Raw genomic sequence first — 18,552 nt, forward strand, 5'->3', positions numbered from 1 at the left:
GACTGGTACATGGACGGCAAGATCGAGATCGATCCGATGATCACCCACACCATGCCGCTGGAAGACATCAACAAGGGCTTCGACCTGATGCACGCCGGAGAGTCGATCCGCTCCGTGGTGCTCTACTGAGGACAGGCCCGGAATGGAAATCGTCTCTGAAAATCGGTGTTTCGGTGGAGTCCAGACGGTCTATCGTCATAGATCGGAGGTCTGCGGTGTCGACATGACGTTTGCGGTCTTCCTGCCGCCGCAGGCCGAGGACGGTCCGGTACCCTGCCTGTGGTATCTGTCGGGCCTGACCTGCACCCACGAAAACGCCATGACCAAGGCGGGCCTGCAGGCCCACGCGGCGGAATTCGGACTGGCTCTGGTTTTTCCCGACACCAGTCCGCGCGGCGAAGGCGTGGCGGATGACGAGGCCTATGATCTCGGCCAGGGCGCCGGGTTTTACGTCAATGCGACCAAGGCGCCGTGGAACACGCATTTCCGGATGTACGACTATGTCATCTCCGAGCTGCGGGATCTGCTGGATGACCGACTGCCGCTGACCGGGCGTCACGGCATAACCGGGCATTCCATGGGCGGGCATGGCGCCTTGATGATCGCCCTGCGCAATCCGGACCGGTTTCAGTCCGTGTCCGCCTTTGCGCCGATTGCCAATCCGACCCAGTCGGATTGGGGGCGCAAGCAGCTGTCCGCCTATCTGGGCGACGACGAGTCCGCCTGGGCCGAATATGACGCGACGATCCTGCTGAAGGAGCGCGGCTGGGACGGTGACATCCTGATCGATCAGGGCGCGAGTGACCAGTTCATCGATCTGCTGCGGCCGCAGGCGCTTGCGGAAGCGCTGACGGAGACACGCCAGCCGGCGGTGATACGGATGCAGGAAGGTTATGACCATTCCTACTTTTTCGTCTCCACATTCGGCGGTGACCACGTGGCCTGGCATGCGGAGCGCCTGAACGGGCATGCTCGGAACAAGTCCAATGGTCACAGGTCAAACGGGCACAAGACGAACGGGAAGGGCGGCTAGGTACTTCGACCGCGCCATGAAGAATTCGTTTGGGGATCCAGTTCGGAGTTTGCGGGAAATCGCACGGAAATGGATCGTCAGGACGCCATCGCCAATCTGGCGAAACTCGAAAGGAAAGGAGGAACCGGGAAATCGATTTGGGAGGAGCTGGCCGAACGCGGCAGCCAAGGGGCGAAATCGGATGTTGGGAGCTTTAGTGCATCCGCAGCCCCGTGGGGAACGTGTCCTGCCGGAAATACAGATTTCGAACCGCTACCATCACGGGAGGTTGAGATGAAAAGGCTACTGATTTCAGCAACAATGCTGAGCATTTGCGCGGGTAGCGCCTATGCGGATGCCAATCTTCAGAAAATGATGGATGACCCGAACCAGTGGGTCATCCAGACGGGGGACTACAAGAACCAGCGCTATTCCAAGCTGGACCAGATCAACAAGGACAATGTGAAGGACCTGCAGGTCTCGTGGACGTTCTCCACGGGCGTGCTGCGCGGTCATGAAGGCTCGCCGCTTGTCATCGGCGATGTCATGTACGTCCATACGCCGTTTCCGAATATCGTCTATGCGCTCGATCTGAAGAACGACGGCAAGATCATCTGGAAATACGAGCCGAAGCAGGACCCGAACGTCATTCCGGTCATGTGCTGCGACACGGTCAACCGCGGCGTGGCCTATGCGGACGGCAAGATCATCCTGCACCAGGCCGACACCACCGTCGTGGCTCTCGATGCCAAGACAGGCGAAGTGATCTGGAGCGTCGTCAACGGCGACCCGTCCAAGGGTGAAACCAATACGGCCACTGTGATGCCGGTCAAGGACAAGGTTATTGTCGGTATTTCCGGCGGTGAATTCGGTGTCCGCGGCTCGGTGACGGCCTACAACCTGAAAGACGGCACGCAAGCCTGGCGCGCCTATTCCATGGGTCCGGACAGCGACATCCTGGTCGATCCGGAAAAGACCACCGTTCTCGGAAAGCCGGTCGGCAAGGACTCCGGCCTGAATACCTGGGAAGGCGATCAGTGGAAGATCGGCGGCGGTACGACCTGGGGCTGGTATTCCTATGATGCGGACGAAAACCTCATCTACTACGGAACCGGGAACCCCTCGACCTGGAACCCGACCCAGCGTCCGGGTGACAACCGCTGGTCGATGACCATCATGGCACGCGATGCGGATACGGGTGTGGCCCGCTGGTTCTACCAGATGACGCCGCACGACGAATGGGACTACGACGGGATCAATGAAATGATCCTGACGGAGCAGAAGATCGACGGCGAGGACCGCAAGCTTCTGACCCACTTCGACCGTAACGGCTTCGGCTACACCCTGGACCGTGTGACCGGCGAACTCCTGGTCGCCGAGAAGTACGATCCGACGGTGAACTGGGCGACGGAAGTGATCATGGACAAGAACTCCGACCAGTACGGCCGTCCGCAGGTGGTGGCGAAGTACTCGACCGAGCAAAACGGCGAGGACGTCAACTCCACCGGCATCTGCCCGGCCGCTCTCGGCTCCAAGGATCAGCAGCCTGCGTCCTATTCGCCGAAGACCGGACTGTTCTATGTCCCGACGAACCACGTCTGCATGGACTATGAACCGTTCCACGTCGCCTACACGGCCGGCCAGCCCTACGTCGGGGCGACGCTGTCCATGTATCCGGCTCCCGACAGCCACGGCGGTATGGGCAACTTCATTGCCTGGGACAACACCGAAGGCAAGATCAAGTGGTCGATCCCCGAGCAGTTCTCGGTCTGGTCGGGTGCTCTGGCAACTGCCGGTGACGTCGTCTTCTACGGTACGCTGGAAGGCTACCTGAAGGCCGTCGATTCCAATACGGGCGAGGAACTCTACAAGTTCAAGACCCCGTCCGGGATCATCGGCAACGTCATGACCTACACCTCGGGCGGCAAGCAGTATGTTGCCGTTCTGTCCGGTGTTGGCGGTTGGGCCGGTATCGGCCTGGCGGCAGGCCTGACCAATCCGAACGATGGTCTGGGCGCCGTGGGCGGTTATGCAGCCCTGAGCGACTACACTGCGCTCGGCGGTCAGCTGACTGTCTTCACGCTGCCGAACTAACGGGCCTTTCGCTCCAATTGAACCGGCGCATATATGTGCGCCGGTTCTTCCCTAGAAATCATCCGACAATCCCGCAAACAGGCCGGACGACGGTCCCGCGGATGTTCGAGTGTCATGACGACAGAAGTTCCCGAAGGACAGGCAATGCGAAAATTGAAGGTTCTCTTTGCAGCGGCTTTCGTGGCGACCGGCGCATTCTCAACGATGACGATGGCCGAGGACGTCCCTGAAGAGGTAGCGGATGTCAAAGCTGCTTACAGCGAAGATGGCCGGTATTTCACCCAGTACGACATACCCACCTACAACGTTCAGGATGATGGCACCATCGATTGGCCGACTTATTCCGGCTTCCGGCGCTATCATTCCGAGTGCCATGTCTGCCATGGTCCGGAGGGCGAGGGATCGACTTACGCACCCGCGCTCAAGAAATCGGCCATGACCATGGACTACTACGATTTTATCGACGTGGTGACCAACGGCAGGAAAAAAGTCAGTGCATCGGAAAATTCCGTGATGCCGGCCTTCGGAACCAACCCGAACGTGATGTGCTATCTGAACGACATATACGTCTATATGAGGGCGCGCGGGACCGATGCCGTTCCGCGTGGCCGGCCGCGCAAAAAAGAGCCGAAGTCCGACGTCATTCGCGCGGACGAGAAGGCCTGCCTCGGGGGCGGCTGAGAAGCGAAAAGATCGTTATTCTCTGAGGCAGTTCGTCTTTGGGCCGGAGCGGAAGCTCCGGTCCGCGGCTTTCCGGGCGCAAGGAGTTTGAGAAATGCAGGCTAAGACAATGGCGTTCGCAGCCGCCTGTTTCTGCGCCGTGCTTGGTCACGAAACACCGGCAGGGGCGCAGACATCGGATCTGGTCTCCCGCAATGCCTTTCGTGTTTGCGCCGATCCGGCGAACCTGCCCATTTCGGACAAGAACGGTGACGGTTACGAAAACAGGCTGGCCGAATTATTCGCAGCAAAGCTTGAGTTGCCGGTTGCCTACACGTGGTATCCGATGGCGACCGGTTTTATCCGCAATACGCTGCGCGCCAACCGGTGCGATGTGGTCATGGGCTATGCCCAGGGCCACGAACTGGTTTTGAATACCAACCACTACATGACGTCGGTGTACACGCTGATCGTGCCGAAGGATGGTGACCTCGGTGCGGTGACGACACTTTCAGACGACCGGCTCAAGGGCAAACGGATCGGCATCATTGCCGGGTCGCCGCCCGCTACCCACATGGCGCGGAACAGCCTCATCGGTAAAGCCAAGCCCTATCACCTTGTGGTGGACCGGCGCTATGAATCGCCGTCGGTCGACATGCTCAAGGACCTGTCGTCCGGAGACATCGACGCGGCGATCCTCTGGGGCCCGATCGGCGGACCGCTGGTAAAGCAGGGTTATCCGGACCTGCAGGTCATACCGCTCATGAACGAGACCCTGCCGCCCAATCTGTTCTACCGCATCACCATGGGCGTCCGGCAGGGCGAAAAGGTCTGGCAGCGCAAGCTCAACTCCCTGATCCGGCGGAACCAGAAGGAGATCGATGCGATCCTCATCGATGCCGGCGTGCCGCTTCTGAACGACATGGGAACGGCGCTTTACGGAGAAGACAAGTGATGTTGCCCGTCGCTGCCGCAAGGTGGCGAAAAAACAAGGCCGTCATGACGCTGCTGGTCGCCGCCACCGTGACGATCTGGCCGGTTCCCGCCTCCTCGCAAACCGTGCCGGAGCCGGACGGCTACCGGGAAGATCCTTATCGGGGGCCGGTGCCGGAGACCCTGCATGGTGCCACCGTCGTCTCCACCAAAGATGCGCATGCGCTTTGGGAAGCCGGGCAGACCGCCTTCATCGATGTGCTGCCGCGCGCTCCGAAGCCGAAGAACCTGCCCGAGGGGACGATCTGGCACGAGAAGCCACGGCTGTCGATCCCGGGAAGCCAGTGGCTGCCCAACGTGGGCTACGGACGGATTGCCGAAGTGACGGCCGACTATTTCCGCGCCGGTCTTGCCAAAGCGACGGATGGAGACAGGAAACGCGGCCTGCTGTTTTTCTGTCTGGATGAGTGCTGGATGTCCTGGAACGCTGCAAAGCGGGCTCTCGAATACGGCTATGAGACCGTCTATTGGTATCCGGAAGGAACCGACGGCTGGACGTTTGACGATTTCCCGGTCGAAAAGATCGAGCCGGAGCCGCAATAGGCCCTGGCCCCTCCTCAAATTTCAGGCGGCCCGTTTCGGGCAAGTCCTCAGTAGTCGGTCAGATCGCGTTCCGCTTCCGAAACCGTGCCGTCGGAATCGGTCAGCTTCGCCCTGACACGCCTTGTGCCGGAGGGGACCGAAAGGGTGACTTGCGGATTTTCGCTCAGGGAAATGCTGCCGGTCATGGTGGCGAAAGGGGCTCCGTTGAGGTCGATCTCAAGTGTATCGACATAGCGAGCCGGAATGTAGAGCAGGGAAACCTGGTCCCTCTGCATGCCGGAATGGCTCGGATGGCTGATCTCGACATCGAGCGCAAGGTCGCTGGAACTGCCGTTCCGCAGGTGCCTGACGAGGCTTGCAGTATCGTTCAACGGCCGGACGACGAGTTCCATCTGTCCGAGGGTTTCAAGTGCCTCGACCGGATCGGTGCCCGGAGGCGCGGCGCAGGCGCCCTGGCCGGAGGTCTTGATAAAGCTTTCCGCCATGAAGAGCTGGCCGTTTTCCAGTTCCGCAACAGCATGGACAGGTGTGGGACCGTTGACGCGCATCGTTGCGGAGAACTCGAAGCCGGCGAGGGGACGGGCAAAGGCCAGTTGCGCCGACACGGGCATCGGGTTTTCATCAAGGATCAGCTGGAAAGCCTTGAATGTGTGTCCCTCAGGCGCTGCCATCCGAACCGTGACGCCGGTGCGGGCATCGTTCGTCGTGCGGTAGGGAACGTCGATGCTGATCACGTCATCGGAGACCCCGAGAAAGCGCTCGCCATAGAGTTCCGACCGCAGATCCGGCCAGCTTCCTTCGCCCGCGGCGGCAAGGTCCGGCAGGAGGAAGGACATGAAGGCCGCGGCGATGACAACCCGGCTCATTCTTCGACGTCTCAGTTTTGCTGGCATGGAACGTCTCCTCCTGACGTCTCGAGGATGAATTTTCCGTCGGCACGCGGACCGTCGCCGGTCTCAATTTCGCCGACAATTTCCAAAGTCTCCGGATCGATCAGGCTGACCGTGTTGGAAAACCAGTTGGTCGAGACGACCAGCCTGCCGTCCGGGGTGGCGTCGATGCCTTCCGGATATTCGCCGACGTCCAGCGTGTCCTCAGGCGCGAAATCGGAAAGCCGGTAGACGCTGACCGTGTCCGCATACTGGTCGGTGGTAAAGGCAAGCCCATTGGCGAAGGCGACGCCGTAAGGGCGCGCGCCGACCGGCACGGTGGCAACGACCGATTTCGCTTCCGGGTCGATGACCGTGACGGAATCCGATCCGACATTCGGCGCGTGGATCCGCCCTTGCGGATCGACGCCGATGCCGAAGGGCCGGACGCCCACGGCAATGCGGGCCCGCAACGTCATGTCCGGCAGATTGAAGATCGAAACCTGGTTGGAATCCCTGTCCGCCGAGGCCAGCCAGCTGCCGTCCGGGGCAACGATCATTTCCGCCGGGGCCCCACCGGTTTTCAGTTCGCCGGCAAGAGTGAGTTCTTCGGCGTCCAGGACAAAGAGGCGGGCATTGTACCAGTCGGACACGAAGACGAGACCGGATTGCGGAGCGGCGGCAACGGCCATCGGTCCGCCGGGCAGTTCCGTGCTTGCCAGCAATTTACAGGTGTCGAGCGAAAACCGGCGCACCGTTCTGGATTCGGGGCTGACCGTGTAAAAGGATTTCATTTCGGAGCTGACCGCAATGCCGGCGGGCTTTCCGGGAACCGGCACCCGCCGGATTTCCTTACGGTTTTCAAGATCCAGAACGCTGACGTCGGAACTGTTCTGGTTGGTTACGAAAGCAAAAGACCCCGCGAGCGCTGGGCCGCCCGCGGGGGAGGTGAGGAGGAAGCAAAGCAGAAGCCGCCTAGTTCCCCGAAAAACGCGTGTGAAGGGCATCGAGGCCGGCCTTGTAAACGGCGGTTACGGCCGCAACGGCGGCTTCGTCGTTGAGGTTTTCAGGCGGATCGTTGTTCGGATAACCGCGATAGAAGGCACCCTTCCATTCGATCAGCGAGCCGCCGTCCTTGCCCGGCTTGACCGTGAGATGGGAGGAGTAATTGGTAACCGGCAGCACCTCCACTTTCACGTCCGTGATCCGGTACGAGTAGCTCATCTTCTCGGCGCTGTATTTGTAGAGCACCTCGGAGATGGTCGGACCGCCTTCTTCACTCAGCGTCAGGACCCGTGTGGCGTCGACGGCATTACCGCCCTCGCCGGTCGTGGAATAGACGGCGGGATGCCAGCTCATGTCCTGGAAATTACCGATGACGGCCCAGACATCGGCGGGCGCTGCAGGCACTTCCGTCGTCAGCGCTATCTTCTGCCGCGTCGGGCCGTGAGCCTCGGACGGGGTTGTGAGGAAAAGGGGCGTGAGCAGCAGGGAAAGCGCCGCTATCAGTCTCAACAGCATGTCGTGTTCATTCCTTGAAGAAGGCGGTTTTCAGGATGTAGTTCATGCCACGGGTCCAGGACTGGTCCGTGTTGGAGCGTATGTCGACGACGCGGGCCCGTGCGACCTTGCCGGTTTCGACAGCGCGCATGACCAGGTTCATGGACAGGATCAGGTTCGAGACTTTCTGGACCACGCCGACCAGCACGAAATCCGCACCGAGCGTTTTCGCCATGCGAACCTCGCAGCCGTAGCAGTTGGCCGGATTGACCGTATTTTCCAGGGTTTCGGAGATCGGAGCCAGATCCATCAGAACCATGCCTTCCTTCCGGAAACGGTCTTCAACCAGGTTTTCCAGAAGGGTGAGGCGCTTCGCCTCGTCGGCTCTGACGCCGTTGTAGGCGCCCTCGGTCGACGTATCGATAAACGTCAGTCCGAGAAAGGCGACCTTGCTGCCGGGTGCAAACTCATCCGCCGCTGCGAAAACGGTCAGGACAAGCAATATTGCGAAGGCCGGAAACACTCTCATGGATACATCTTAGGAGCGCATCCGTGTACCGCAATGGATCCTAAAGTATCGGTTTTTTTGCAGATGACTTGTCTGGCACACTCAAGAAAAAACAGGGCGGGAAAAGCAGGAATTGGGAAACACCTGACATGACAGTACGCGCGCTGGTTCGCATTGGCGTGTTCTGCACGTTGCTCGCAGGGTATTTCGCGGGCTGGATGGCTTTGGCAGGCGTCATTACACCTGCAGCCGCGGTGGAGATCAGGATCGGTATCCTCCGGGTCGATTATCCGGAACTCGTGCCTATTTCCCGATATGACCGGAAGCCGGATGATCTTGGCTTTGCAGGCGGGAAACTGGGGGACGAGGACAATCAGACGACAGGGTCGTTCCTTGGCCACCAGTATTCCACGGTGACCGTAGCGACGCCGCCGGAGGACGCGGAAGCGGCGGCGCAAAAACTGGTCGGCGAGGGCATCCACTATCTGGTGGTTCTGGGCCATGGCGAGGACGTCCTGCGGGTCGCCGATGCGGCGGGACCGGATGTGCTGGTGTTCAATGGGAGCGCGCCGGACACGCGCCTGCGTGACACCGAGTGCCGGGCGAACCTGTTTCACGTCGCACCGAGCCGCGCCATGCTGGCCGATGCTGTGGCCCAGTTCCTGATCTGGAAGAAATGGAACCGATGGTTCCTGATCGAAGGGTCGCATCCGGACGACACGAAGCTCGGCGAAGCCTACCGCCGCTCGGCCGCCAAATTCGGGGCGAAGATCGTCGAGGAGCGGGTGTTTGAAGACACCGGCGGCTCCCGGCGGGCCGACAGCGGCCATGTTCTGGTGCAGCGGCAGATCCCGGTCTTTACCCAGGGGGCGGCGGACCACGACGTTATCGTCGCCGCGGACGAAAGCGATGTCTTCGCGCTCTACCTGCCGTTTCACGCGTGGGATCCGCGCCCGGTCGCAGGCTCGGCGGGGCTTCGCCCGGTCAACTTTCACGCCGCCCACGAGGCCTGGGGCGCAACCCAGTTTCAGCGCCGCTTCGAAAAGCTGGCGGGCCGTTACATGCAGCCCGAAGACTACAATACCTGGCTGGCCGTTCGCGTGATCGGAGAGGCGGTGACGCGGACGGGGAGCGCGGACCCGAAAGCGCTGAGGGCCTATCTGCTCAGCGACGCCTTCGAACTGGCCGCGTTCAAGGGTCAGAAAGTCACCTTCCGGTCCTGGAACGGCCAGTTGCGCCAGCCGATCCTTCTCACCGACAGCAAGATCACGATCAGCGTGTCGCCGCAGGAGGGGTATCTCCATCAGCACTCGCTCCTCGATACGCTGGGGATCGACAAACCCGAATCCGCCTGCAAGGCGTTCGACAACTGAGGACCCTGTCATGAACCGGTCGACTATGAAGTTATTCCCGCAACGTCTTGCGGTTCGGGCAGTGCTTCTTGCAGGCGTGACCGCAGCCGCCCTTTCGATGAGCGGACCGGCTTGGGCAAACAAGGTTTTCGTCTCGAACGAGAAGGGCAATACGGTCACAGTCATCGACAGTGCGACCTGGGAGCCGGTGGCGGAGTTTCCGGCCGGGAACAGGCCAAGGGGCATTGGCATCAGCCCGGACGGCAAGCATCTTTATGTCTGCGCCTCCGATGACGACACCATCAAGGTTTTCGATGCTGAAACCCATGATTTCCTGTGGCAGTTGCCGTCCGGTCCAGATCCGGAATTCTTCGTGTTGAGCCCGGATGGCAGTGAGCTTTTCGTTTCCAACGAGGACGACAATCTGGTGACGGTCGTCGATACGGCGAAAAAGTCCGTCCTGGCGGAAATCCCGGTCGGCGTCGAGCCGGAGGGCATGGCGGTCAGTCCGGATCTCAAATACGTGGTCAATACGTCCGAGACCACGAACATGGCACATTTCATTTCCACGGACGATTACAAGATCAAGTACAACGTGCTGGTCGACCAGCGGCCGCGCTATGCCCGTTTCACGAATGACGGGACGAAGCTGTTCGTCAGTTCCGAAATCGGCGGGACGGTGTCCGTGATCAACATGCTTGGCGAGAACGGGCCGGAGCTTGAAGCGAAAATCGGATTCGAAGTGCCGGGCGTTCAGCCCGAGTGGCTGCAGCCGGTCGGCATGCGGATCACCTCAGACAACAAGTGGCTGTTCGTGGCCCTGGGGCCGGCGAACCGGGTCGCGGTCGTCGATGTGAACAGCCATGAAGTCGTCCGTTACATCCTGGTCGGACAACGTGTGTGGCAACTGGAGTTCACGCCGGACGAAAAATACCTGATCACGACCAACGGAAACTCAAACGATGTGACCGTGATCGATGTGGCGGAGCAGGAGGCCGTCAAATCGATCCAGGTTGGCCAGCAGCCCTGGGGCGTGGCGGTGGCACCGAACTGAGAAAGAAGAATAAAAAAGAGCGGCAGACCCCGGTCAAGATTGAGCATCGATGCGGCGGAGCTTGATTGGGGGGCGGCGAATAGGGGGCCAACCCTAAAAAGATAGCGAAGTACGGGAGGACATCATGAGGACTGCGAAAGAAACTGTACCAAGTGGACTGCGGCGCCCTTCATGGCGCCGGATCAGCCGGAGGTTGGTTGTCGGACTTGCCGTTGCCGGTCTCTCGACGGCCCTGAACCCCTTTTCCGGGGGAAATGAGGCGCGGGCTGCAGACCTGCCCAAGCTTAGGGCCGCGGTCCTGAAGATCGGCACCGTCAACTGGGAACTGGACACGATCAAGCGAAACGGTTTCGACAAGGCCAATGGCTTCGAACTCGAGGTTCAGCCCTATGCGGATAACGGCGCGACCCGCGTTGCCCTGGAAGGCGGCGAAGCGGATCTGGCCGTGGCCGACTGGATCTGGGTGGCGCGCCAGCGGGCGGCCGGCAAGGATTATGTCTTCATCCCCTATTCGAAGGCTGTCGGCGGCATGGTGGTACCCAAGGACAGCTCCGTGAAGACCCTCGAAGACCTCAAGGGCAAGAAAATCGGCATCGCCGGCGGGCCGGTCGACAAGAGCTGGCTGATCCTGCGCGCCTATGCCCAGGAAAAATACGGCTTCGATCTGGCAGCGCAGACGGAGCAGGTTTTCGGAGCGCCGCCGCTCGTGTTCAAGTCGGCGCTCAATGGCGAAACGGATGCGGCGATCAATTTCTGGCATTTCCTGGCCAAAATGAAAGCGACCGGCATGCGGGAACTGATCTCGGTAGAGACCGCATCGAAGGACATGGGCCTCGATCCGAATGTTCCGCTGCTCGGTTATGTGCTCAAGGAAAGCTATCTGAAGGACAATCCGGAGATGGCCAAGGCGCTCTACCAGGCGTCCCGCGATGCCAAAGAACTGCTCGCCTCCGACGATGCTGCCTGGGAGCCTCTGCGCGACCGGATGAATGCCAAGACGGACGCGCAATTCGAAACCCTGCGGGATGACTTCAGGGCCGGCATTCCGGCGCCGGGCAATGTCAACGAAGACGGTGCGGCAACGTTCTTTGCCCTGATGGCCCGTCTGGGCGGCAAGAAACTGGTTGGAGATGTGGGCGAGTTGCCGCCGGGCCTCTTCGTGAACGTCGAGTAAAGGCCTTTGGCTAGCTCTGTCATCCGGACGCTTTCCCTCCTCGGCTTCATTCTGCTCTGGACCGTCGCGGCCTGGCTCGGTGGGGATCCGACGGTGTTGCCGTCACCGACGGATCTGGTCAAGCCGTTCCTGTCGGAACTGTCGTCCGGGGTGTTGCTTTATTCCCTCGCCGTCACCGTCGCCCGGGTGATCGCCGCCTTTTGCCTGGCAATGAGTATCGGCATCGTCCTCGGGCTTCTGATGGGAACGAACCCGGCGCTCGACCGGTGGCTGGACCCCTGGCTGGTGGTGTTTCTCAACCTGCCGGCTCTCGTCCTGATCGTGCTTTGCTATCTCTGGATCGGGCTGAACGAGACGGCGGCGATTGCGGCCGTGACGCTCAACAAGATCCCGAACGTCACCACGATCATTCGCGAAGGCGCCCGGGCGCTCAATCCGGACCTGAAATCCATGGCGCAGGTCTACCGCATGCGTCGGTCGGTCTATCTCCGCCACGTGGTCCTGCCGCAGCTTGCGCCCTTCATTACCGGGGCCGCACGGTCCGGCATGGCCGTCATCTGGAAGATCGTGCTGGTGGTGGAGTTCCTGGGCCGGTCGAACGGGGTCGGATTCCAGATCCATCTCTATTTCCAGCTGTTCGACGTGGCCATGGTGCTGGTCTATTCGCTCAGTTTCATCGGCTTCATGCTGATCATCGAATGGCTGCTGCTGCAGCCGGCCGAGCGGCGCGTGCGCGCGTGGAGGCTGGCGTGATCCGGGTCGATATCAAGTCCAAATTCTTCGGCAAGACCCAGATCCTCAAGGATGTGGCCTTCATGCTCAAACCGGGTGAATGTCTTGCAATCCTGGGCAAATCCGGCGTGGGAAAATCGACGTTGTTGCGCCTGGTCGCCGGCATCGACACGGATTTCGAAGGCACCGTCCAGCGGCCGGAGGCCATGGCCTTCGTCTTTCAGGAGCCGACGCTTCTGCCCTGGCGCAGAGCGCTCGACAACCTGCTCCTCGTTCATCCCGGCCTGTCGGAGGCGCAGGCGCGCGACAGTTTGCGGAAGGTCGGGCTTTCGGAAAAGGCGGACCAGTTTCCGGGGCAATTGTCCCTTGGCCAGCAGCGGCGGCTGGCGCTGGCAAGGGCCTTCGCCGGAAGGCCGGAGTTGCTGATCCTGGACGAACCTTTCGTGTCGCTGGACGAAAAGACGGCCGCCGAGATGGTCGCCCTGACACGGGACCTGATGAACGAGGTCGCTCCGGCGACCCTTTTCGTGACCCACGAAAGGCAAGAGGCGCGGCAGTTGGCCGACCGGACCCTTGAACTTGCCGGATCGCCGGCAACCGTGGTTCCCAATGTGGTGCATCCTGTTTTTCATAAGGGGGAAGTCAAATGAGGAAATGTCTGGGGCTCGGCCTTGCCGCACTGGGAATGGTCGGCATGGTTCTCACGGGGGCGGCTCAGGCGCATGAATTCGGCTTTGCCGGTATTCTGTCCAAGTCGAACAAGGAGGAATTGCCGGAGTTGACGCTCGCATCGGGGAAACCGGTTGCCGAGGGTCCGCTGGTCCTGAAATCCGGCACCCTTTACGAGATCGAGATCACCGCCGACGGGTCCGGTGAGCTCGGCCTTGAAGGACCGGGGTTCTTTCGGGCAATCTGGGTCAACGAGGTGGTGATCAACGGCCTGGAAGTCCGTCCCTTCGGTCTGGAGAGCGTCGAGTTCGACAGGGCCGGGACCATGGAAATCGAGTTTCTGGCGATCAAGCCCGGACGTTACTTCCTGCGCCAGCCCGGGACGACCGGCGAAAGCCAGCGTGTCGAGATCACCATCCAGTAAGTCCTAGACCCGGGGTCGCATGAACGTCTTTTCGGTCCAGAACGTCAGCTACAGCTACGGTGCCAAAAAGGCGCTCGACGATGTGACGATCGAACTCGAGGCCGGGCGCTTCTGCGCCCTGCTGGGCCCCAACGGCGCCGGCAAGTCGACGCTGTTCAATCTGCTGACCCATCTGTTCGTGACCCGCCAGGGCAGTATCCGGATCGCCGGATACGATCTGGCGAAGGAGCCGCGCAAGGCGTTGGCCCGGCTCGGCGTCGTGTTCCAGCAGCCGACGCTCGATCTGGACATGTCGGTTGCCTGGAACCTGTCCTATTTCGCCGCTCTTCAGGGCCTGTCCGGCGCCCATGTGAAGACACGGATCGACGCGGTTCTCGACCGGCTGGACATGCGCGAGCGGGCGAAAGAAAAGGTGCGGGCGCTGAACGGCGGTCATCGCAGGCGGATGGAAATTGCCCGGGCGCTCATTCACGAACCGGAGGTCCTGCTGCTGGACGAGCCGACGGTGGGGCTCGATGCGCCAAGCCGGATGGCGATTACCGACTATGCCCACGATCTTGCCGACAGCGGGCTCCTGATCTTCTGGGCGACCCATCTGGTCGACGAGATCCGGCCCGCCGACGATGTGGTCGTGCTGCACAAGGGGCGGGTTCTGGCGCATGAGCAGGCAAGCGTTCTGTCCGGCGACGGGACCCTGGTCGATGCCTTCACGCGGCTGACCGGCGGCACGGTGCGCCGGGACGACCGGGAGGTGGCGATATGACCGCCTACCTGATGGCGCTCAGGGCCATCGTCGTCCGCGAAGCCTGGCGGTTCCTCAATCAGCGGAGCCGCTTTTTGTCCGCGCTGGTGCGGCCGATGGTCTGGCTCGTGGTCTTCGCCGCCGGCTTTCGCGCGGCGCTTGGGCTTTCGATCATCCCGCCCTACCAGACCTATATCACCTACGAGGTCTATATCGTGCCGGGCCTGTGCGGCATGATCCAGCTTTTCAATGCCATGCAGTCCTCGCTGTCCCTGGTCTACGACCGGGAGATGGGATCGATGCGTCTGCTGCTCACCAGCCCGCTGCCGCGAAGCTGGCTGCTTTTCTGCAAGCTTCTGGCGGGCACGTCCGTCTCGATCCTGCAGGTCTATGTCTTTCTGGGGCTGGCGGCCCTCTTCGGGATCGAAATGCCCGCGACGGGTTATGTCTACGTTTTCCCCGCGCTGATCGTGTCGGGCCTGATGCTGGGCGCGCTCGGGCTGCTGATCTCCTCCACGATCCGGCAACTGGAGAATTTCGCCGGGGTGATGAACTTCGTCATCTTTCCGATGTTCTTTCTGTCCTCCGCGCTCTATCCTCTTTGGAAGATGCAGGAAAGCTCCAAGCTCCTGCGTGACATATGCGCTTTCAATCCGTTCACTCATGCGGTGGAACTGATCCGCTTCGCGCTCTACGGTCAGTTCAACGGCTTCGCGCTGCTCTGGGTCGCGGTCGCCTTCGTCGTCTGCATGCTCGGCGCCTTGTGGGGCTACGATCCGGCGCGGACGATGCTGCGCGGCAAGCGCGGCTGAAAAGGCGGTAACGCCCGGAAACCGAGACTTTCCGCTGTATTGCCTCTATCGGGGTTTGTCCCAATGCTAACAAGGCAAAGATGGTACTGACGTATCGTCATGTAAGCGGAGGAACCCCTATGATCAAATTGCATCCGGCCATTGATAATGGCTTTCCGCCAGCCAAGCCGGGCTTTTCCGGTGGGACGCTGAAATGTCATTGCGCGACCAACCCGGTGACCGTGGAAGTCGGTGCGCAGACGGCACACAATCATGCCTGCGGCTGCACCAAATGCTGGAAGCCGTCCGGCGCGATCTTCTCGCAGATCGCCGTGGTTGACCGGAACGCCGTCAAGGTTACGTCCGGCGAAGAAAAGCTCCATGTCGTCGACCCCAATGCGGCCATCCAGCGTCACGCCTGCAAGGAGTGCGGCGTGCACATGTTCGGCCGTATCGAAAACAAGGATCATCCGTTCTACGGGCTCGATTTCGTCCATACGGAACTGAGCGATCAGGATGGCTGGTCGCCGCCCGAATTCGCCGCCTTCGTCTCGTCCGTCATCGAAAGCGGCGTCAGCCCTGACAAGATGCCCGAAATCCGTGCGCGGCTGAAGGAACTCGGCCTGCAGCCCTACGACGCCCTGTCGCCCGCGCTGATGGATGCGATCGCGACCCATGTCGCAAAACAGAGCGGCGTCCTCGCGGCCTGACGGCCGCTTAACGAGATGTGTCCACCTCCCAGGACCAGCCGGAGCATCCTGCGCTCACCTGAACGCAGGATGCTCCTTCTTTTTGAGATCCTTTGATCTCAACTGTCAGGCATATCCGTAACGTTGAAACCAACGAAAGACGACGGGACGACGATCGGATCGCCGCCGGTCTATCCGTTTCTTGTACTCAAATCTTAGAAGGACGCCCGACGTGCACGAGGGTGTTCGCCGCGTCGTTTTTGCCGGTGTTTTCCAACTGCAGCGGTAATTGTGTCGCGGAATATTCTTGGAACAGGCGCGAAATTCGCTCGGTGATGTATCGACTTACAGTGCGAATGCGGACGAAGTGGACCTTCAACGTGACCGGTGGAAGGTCTATATGGGATATCGCAAGATCAATCCCTTATCCAAGGCGCGCGCTATGGCTTCAATCACCCGGACGGAAATCACTGCGGCAAACCGGGCTGCATGGAACGCTTCGGCGCATTTGCACGCGGAAGGGGAGCCTTGGGAGGAGCTTCTTGAAAGCGCGGCCCGCCCAGGCTTCTCGGTGCTCGATCCGGTCCTGACCGCCATTCTGGATGGGCTGGACCTGAAGGGGAAATCCGCCGTACAAATCGGCTGCAACAATGCGCGCGAGTTGATCTCGCTCGCATCCTTTGGCATCCGCCCGGAAATGGGGATCGATCAGTCGAGCGGTTTTCTTGCGCAAGCCAGGCAACTCGCTGATGCCGCCGGCCTCGATGTCCGCCTGCTTGAGGCGGACATCTACGACCTGCCTTCGGATGTCGGCCGGTTCGACCTCGCCCTCATTACAATCGGCGTTCTCAACTGGATGCCCGACCTGCCGGAGTTTTTTCGTGTCACGTCCGGGATGCTCGCACCTGGCGGACGGTTGGTCATCTACGAAACGCACCCGTTTCTTGAGGTTTTCGACCCGGCAAGCCCCACCCCCTTCGAGCCTGCCTTCAGCTATTTCGAGCGCAGCCCCCAGGAGGTTACCGAGGCGATCGCCTATGACGGCAAGGACCACGGGGAAGGCGAGACGGGATACTGGTTCATCCACCCGCTCGGTGAGATCGTTACCGCCTGTGCCCAAGCAGGGCTCGGTATCGTCGAGCTGAAGGAATACGGGCACACCATCCGTGAACCGGAGTATGATCTTTACGAAGGCCGCGTCGCACAGATTCCGATGAGCTACAGCCTCGTGGCTCAAAAGCTGACGAGCGCCAAAGGGTGCTAGCCGCCATTCGTGGCCAGCGCGGCATTGAACGCTGTGGAATTCGAAATGGGCATTCGCTGCGTCTGAAACCAATGGCAGCACCTGTAACGCGCAAGAACAGTTGGCACTAAGGGCTTGAGCGGGAATAACCGGGATTATCCGGTAATTGGCGGTTTTCTGCCGGTTGCGGTGGGACCAGACCAAAACGAGCGCGCAACATCATTTGGTAACCTGCGGTGGCGCTGTTTGTGTCATTTGAAATTGTTCAATGAAATCAATAATCACGCAATTTCAAGGAGGTAACTAACTCCAGCCTCGAGCAGTAAATTTCCACCTCGTCATTATGTGGCGGAAAACAGCCGTTAATTCCAATCGTGTTGCCGAGGGCAGTCTTTGCGAGGTGGGAACTTTCACAGCACCGAAGCAGACCTTGCGCTTTGTAAAGGTAAGCGGCGGCAACGCGGACAAAACGGTCCTTCGCGTGGCACCGAAAGTACGTAAACCGCGTACCTCAAGGAGGGGATTTTATGCAGGAATTGGCTGTCTCAGATGAAGGATGAACCGGCATTCAACCTGGTCGATACCCAGGACGCGAGTCTTAGAGCGGAGCGTTTGTTCAATGAGGTGCGGTTACTGGTCGCTGACGCCGTGCCGATCGCCGACATTCGTCATATTGGAGCGACTGCGGTTCCAGGCTGCCTCACCAAGGGAGATTTAGATATCGTCGTTCGCGTGCCGGCTGAAAAATTCGAAGAGGCTGATCAAGCGTTGAGTCTTTTGTACCCGCGAAACTTTGGTTCCATCAGAACAACCACCTTTTCTGCTTTCGAAGATTCGGCAAGGGCACCGCAGCTCGGCGTGCAGCTGGTTGCGATAGATGGCCCCCACGATTTCTTCCACCAATTCGCTGAGGCACTCAAGGCGTCACCCGACCTTCTGCAAGCGTATAACGAGTTGAAAATGGAATTTGCCGGTCGCGATATGATCACATATCGGCGGGCCAAGGACGCATTCGTAGAAAAAGCACTCGCTGACTATTGCCGTCGCAAATGACCGCAATGGGCTCAAATCTGGCTTTCGCTGCATCTGAAACCAATGGCAGCATGTAACGCGCAAGAACAGTTGGCACTAAGGGCTTGAGCGGGAATATCCGGGATTGTCCGGTAATTGGCGGTTTTCTGCCGATTGCGGCGGGGCCAGACCAAAACGAGCGCGCAACATCATTTGGCACAAAATGGGGTAATCTGCGGTGGCGTTGTTTGTGCCATTTGAAATTGCTCAATGAAATCAATCTCTGCGCAAATTCGAGGAGGCAACTAACTCCAGCCTGGAACAATGAATTGCCACATTGTCTTTTTTGGCGGAAAACAGCCGCAAATTCCAACTGTGTTGCCGAGCGCAGTCTTTGCGAGGTGGCAACTTTCACAGCGCCTAAGCGGACATTGCGCTTTGCAATAGTGATCGGCAGCAATGCGGACGGAGCTATCGTTTGACGCGCCGTTT

At 60.1% G+C, this 18,552-nt stretch carries 20 protein-coding genes and 1 pseudogene; 17 read left to right on the forward strand and 4 right to left on the reverse strand.

The genetic code is table 11. The features are described 5' to 3' along the window. The 6 genes and pseudogenes from ACN0SO_RS08175 to ACN0SO_RS08200 all read left to right on the forward strand — a co-directional run. Positions 1 to 129: pseudogene (locus ACN0SO_RS08175) on the forward strand (S-(hydroxymethyl)glutathione dehydrogenase); the annotation flags it as partial. Positions 130 to 142: 13 nt separating this feature from the next. Then, entirely contained in the window at positions 143 to 1,033 is an 891-nt protein-coding gene (fghA, locus tag ACN0SO_RS08180) for an S-formylglutathione hydrolase (RefSeq protein WP_417676433.1), read from the forward strand. Positions 1,034 to 1,306: 273 nt separating this feature from the next. Beyond that, positions 1,307 to 3,106, forward strand: coding sequence for a lanthanide-dependent methanol dehydrogenase XoxF5 (gene xoxF5 / locus ACN0SO_RS08185; protein WP_417676435.1), 1,800 nt, complete (start codon positions 1,307 to 1,309; stop codon positions 3,104 to 3,106). A 204-nt stretch (positions 3,107 to 3,310) separates the two neighbouring features. Then, the gene (locus tag ACN0SO_RS08190; RefSeq protein ID WP_417677456.1) at positions 3,311 to 3,787 is read left to right on the forward strand and encodes a c-type cytochrome, methanol metabolism-related; all 477 of its coding nucleotides are present in this window, start codon (positions 3,311 to 3,313) and stop codon (positions 3,785 to 3,787) included. A 109-nt stretch (positions 3,788 to 3,896) separates the two neighbouring features. Then, the gene (locus tag ACN0SO_RS08195) at positions 3,897 to 4,721 is read left to right on the forward strand and encodes a substrate-binding domain-containing protein (protein WP_417677458.1); all 825 of its coding nucleotides are present in this window, start codon (positions 3,897 to 3,899) and stop codon (positions 4,719 to 4,721) included. 44 nt (positions 4,722 to 4,765) lie between these two features. Beyond that, positions 4,766 to 5,302 (forward strand): PQQ-dependent catabolism-associated CXXCW motif protein, encoded by a 537-nt coding sequence (locus tag ACN0SO_RS08200; RefSeq protein WP_417676437.1) that lies wholly within the window; start codon positions 4,766 to 4,768, stop codon positions 5,300 to 5,302. A 47-nt stretch (positions 5,303 to 5,349) separates the two neighbouring features. Here ACN0SO_RS08200 and ACN0SO_RS08205 read toward each other — a convergent pair whose 3' ends face one another. The 4 genes from ACN0SO_RS08205 to ACN0SO_RS08220 are packed head-to-tail and all read right to left on the reverse strand — an operon-like array spanning position 5,350 to position 8,200. Beyond that, positions 5,350 to 6,168, reverse strand: coding sequence for a quinoprotein dehydrogenase-associated SoxYZ-like carrier (locus tag ACN0SO_RS08205; protein WP_417676439.1), 819 nt, complete (start codon positions 6,166 to 6,168; stop codon positions 5,350 to 5,352). A gap of 11 nt (positions 6,169 to 6,179) precedes the next feature. Then, positions 6,180 to 7,178, reverse strand: a complete 999-nt coding sequence (locus ACN0SO_RS08210) for a YncE family protein (RefSeq protein WP_417676441.1) — start codon at positions 7,176 to 7,178, stop codon at positions 6,180 to 6,182. After that, the gene (locus tag ACN0SO_RS08215; protein WP_417676443.1) at positions 7,147 to 7,692 is read right to left on the reverse strand and encodes an SRPBCC family protein; all 546 of its coding nucleotides are present in this window, start codon (positions 7,690 to 7,692) and stop codon (positions 7,147 to 7,149) included. Before ACN0SO_RS08215 ends, ACN0SO_RS08210 begins: the two co-directional genes overlap by 32 nt. A gap of 7 nt (positions 7,693 to 7,699) precedes the next feature. Further along, positions 7,700 to 8,200: a DUF3280 domain-containing protein gene (locus tag ACN0SO_RS08220; protein WP_417676445.1), complete on the reverse strand. Its 501-nt coding sequence runs from the start codon at positions 8,198 to 8,200 to the stop codon at positions 7,700 to 7,702. A 197-nt stretch (positions 8,201 to 8,397) separates the two neighbouring features. Between ACN0SO_RS08220 and ACN0SO_RS08225 the strand changes: the two genes are divergently transcribed. The 11 genes from ACN0SO_RS08225 to ACN0SO_RS08275 all read left to right on the forward strand — a co-directional run bounded on the left by ACN0SO_RS08225 (position 8,398) and on the right by ACN0SO_RS08275 (position 18,102). Then, positions 8,398 to 9,552: an ABC transporter substrate-binding protein gene (locus tag ACN0SO_RS08225; RefSeq protein ID WP_417677460.1), complete on the forward strand. Its 1,155-nt coding sequence runs from the start codon at positions 8,398 to 8,400 to the stop codon at positions 9,550 to 9,552. Between the two features lie 25 nt (positions 9,553 to 9,577). Then, the gene (locus ACN0SO_RS08230; protein ID WP_417677462.1) at positions 9,578 to 10,585 is read left to right on the forward strand and encodes a PQQ-dependent catabolism-associated beta-propeller protein; all 1,008 of its coding nucleotides are present in this window, start codon (positions 9,578 to 9,580) and stop codon (positions 10,583 to 10,585) included. Positions 10,586 to 10,709: 124 nt separating this feature from the next. After that, entirely contained in the window at positions 10,710 to 11,759 is a 1,050-nt protein-coding gene (locus tag ACN0SO_RS08235; RefSeq protein WP_417676447.1) for an ABC transporter substrate-binding protein, read from the forward strand. A gap of 6 nt (positions 11,760 to 11,765) precedes the next feature. After that, entirely contained in the window at positions 11,766 to 12,512 is a 747-nt protein-coding gene (locus tag ACN0SO_RS08240; protein WP_417676449.1) for an ABC transporter permease, read from the forward strand. Then, positions 12,509 to 13,141 (forward strand): ABC transporter ATP-binding protein, encoded by a 633-nt coding sequence (locus ACN0SO_RS08245; protein WP_417676451.1) that lies wholly within the window; start codon positions 12,509 to 12,511, stop codon positions 13,139 to 13,141. Before ACN0SO_RS08240 ends, ACN0SO_RS08245 begins: the two co-directional genes overlap by 4 nt. Continuing rightward, the gene (locus ACN0SO_RS08250) at positions 13,138 to 13,584 is read left to right on the forward strand and encodes a hypothetical protein (protein ID WP_417676453.1); all 447 of its coding nucleotides are present in this window, start codon (positions 13,138 to 13,140) and stop codon (positions 13,582 to 13,584) included. The genes ACN0SO_RS08245 and ACN0SO_RS08250 overlap by 4 nt, the downstream gene beginning before the upstream one ends. A 19-nt stretch (positions 13,585 to 13,603) precedes the next feature. Further along, positions 13,604 to 14,347 carry an ABC transporter ATP-binding protein gene (locus ACN0SO_RS08255; protein WP_417676455.1) on the forward strand — a complete coding sequence of 248 codons (744 nt, stop codon included), beginning with the start codon at positions 13,604 to 13,606 and terminating at the stop codon, positions 14,345 to 14,347. Beyond that, positions 14,344 to 15,138: an ABC transporter permease gene (locus tag ACN0SO_RS08260; RefSeq protein WP_417676457.1), complete on the forward strand. Its 795-nt coding sequence runs from the start codon at positions 14,344 to 14,346 to the stop codon at positions 15,136 to 15,138. Before ACN0SO_RS08255 ends, ACN0SO_RS08260 begins: the two co-directional genes overlap by 4 nt. A gap of 119 nt (positions 15,139 to 15,257) precedes the next feature. After that, a complete protein-coding gene (gfa, locus tag ACN0SO_RS08265) occupies positions 15,258 to 15,827 on the forward strand; it encodes an S-(hydroxymethyl)glutathione synthase (RefSeq protein ID WP_417676459.1) in 570 nt (189 codons plus the stop codon). A 421-nt stretch (positions 15,828 to 16,248) separates the two neighbouring features. After that, a complete protein-coding gene (locus ACN0SO_RS08270) occupies positions 16,249 to 17,070 on the forward strand; it encodes a class I SAM-dependent methyltransferase (protein ID WP_417676461.1) in 822 nt (273 codons plus the stop codon). 528 nt (positions 17,071 to 17,598) lie between these two features. Next, positions 17,599 to 18,102, forward strand: a complete 504-nt coding sequence (locus ACN0SO_RS08275; RefSeq protein ID WP_417676463.1) for a GrpB family protein — start codon at positions 17,599 to 17,601, stop codon at positions 18,100 to 18,102. The last annotated feature ends 450 nt before the right edge of the window (positions 18,103 to 18,552 follow it).

Source organism: Roseibium sp. (assembly GCF_048260565.1).
GTDB lineage: Bacteria > Pseudomonadota > Alphaproteobacteria > Rhizobiales > Stappiaceae > Roseibium.

Excerpts from the sequence above, each read along its gene's own strand:
- fghA (WP_417676433.1), top strand. The coding sequence starts at position 143 with ATGGAAATCGTCTCTGAAAATCGGTGTTTCGGTGGAGTCCAGACGGTC.
- xoxF5 (WP_417676435.1), top strand. The coding sequence starts at position 1,307 with ATGAAAAGGCTACTGATTTCAGCAACAATGCTGAGCATTTGCGCGGGT.
- ACN0SO_RS08190 (WP_417677456.1), top strand. The coding sequence starts at position 3,311 with ATGACGATGGCCGAGGACGTCCCTGAAGAGGTAGCGGATGTCAAAGCT.
- ACN0SO_RS08195 (WP_417677458.1), top strand. The coding sequence starts at position 3,897 with ATGGCGTTCGCAGCCGCCTGTTTCTGCGCCGTGCTTGGTCACGAAACA.
- ACN0SO_RS08200 (WP_417676437.1), top strand. The coding sequence starts at position 4,766 with ATGACGCTGCTGGTCGCCGCCACCGTGACGATCTGGCCGGTTCCCGCC.
- ACN0SO_RS08205 (WP_417676439.1), bottom strand. The coding sequence starts at position 6,168 with ATGAGCCGGGTTGTCATCGCCGCGGCCTTCATGTCCTTCCTCCTGCCG.
- ACN0SO_RS08210 (WP_417676441.1), bottom strand. The coding sequence starts at position 7,178 with ATGCCCTTCACACGCGTTTTTCGGGGAACTAGGCGGCTTCTGCTTTGC.
- ACN0SO_RS08215 (WP_417676443.1), bottom strand. The coding sequence starts at position 7,692 with ATGCTGTTGAGACTGATAGCGGCGCTTTCCCTGCTGCTCACGCCCCTT.
- ACN0SO_RS08220 (WP_417676445.1), bottom strand. The coding sequence starts at position 8,200 with ATGAGAGTGTTTCCGGCCTTCGCAATATTGCTTGTCCTGACCGTTTTC.
- ACN0SO_RS08225 (WP_417677460.1), top strand. The coding sequence starts at position 8,398 with ATGGCTTTGGCAGGCGTCATTACACCTGCAGCCGCGGTGGAGATCAGG.
- ACN0SO_RS08230 (WP_417677462.1), top strand. The coding sequence starts at position 9,578 with ATGAAGTTATTCCCGCAACGTCTTGCGGTTCGGGCAGTGCTTCTTGCA.
- ACN0SO_RS08235 (WP_417676447.1), top strand. The coding sequence starts at position 10,710 with ATGAGGACTGCGAAAGAAACTGTACCAAGTGGACTGCGGCGCCCTTCA.
- ACN0SO_RS08250 (WP_417676453.1), top strand. The coding sequence starts at position 13,138 with ATGAGGAAATGTCTGGGGCTCGGCCTTGCCGCACTGGGAATGGTCGGC.
- ACN0SO_RS08255 (WP_417676455.1), top strand. The coding sequence starts at position 13,604 with ATGAACGTCTTTTCGGTCCAGAACGTCAGCTACAGCTACGGTGCCAAA.
- ACN0SO_RS08260 (WP_417676457.1), top strand. The coding sequence starts at position 14,344 with ATGACCGCCTACCTGATGGCGCTCAGGGCCATCGTCGTCCGCGAAGCC.
- gfa (WP_417676459.1), top strand. The coding sequence starts at position 15,258 with ATGATCAAATTGCATCCGGCCATTGATAATGGCTTTCCGCCAGCCAAG.
- ACN0SO_RS08270 (WP_417676461.1), top strand. The coding sequence starts at position 16,249 with ATGGCTTCAATCACCCGGACGGAAATCACTGCGGCAAACCGGGCTGCA.
- ACN0SO_RS08275 (WP_417676463.1), top strand. The coding sequence starts at position 17,599 with ATGAAGGATGAACCGGCATTCAACCTGGTCGATACCCAGGACGCGAGT.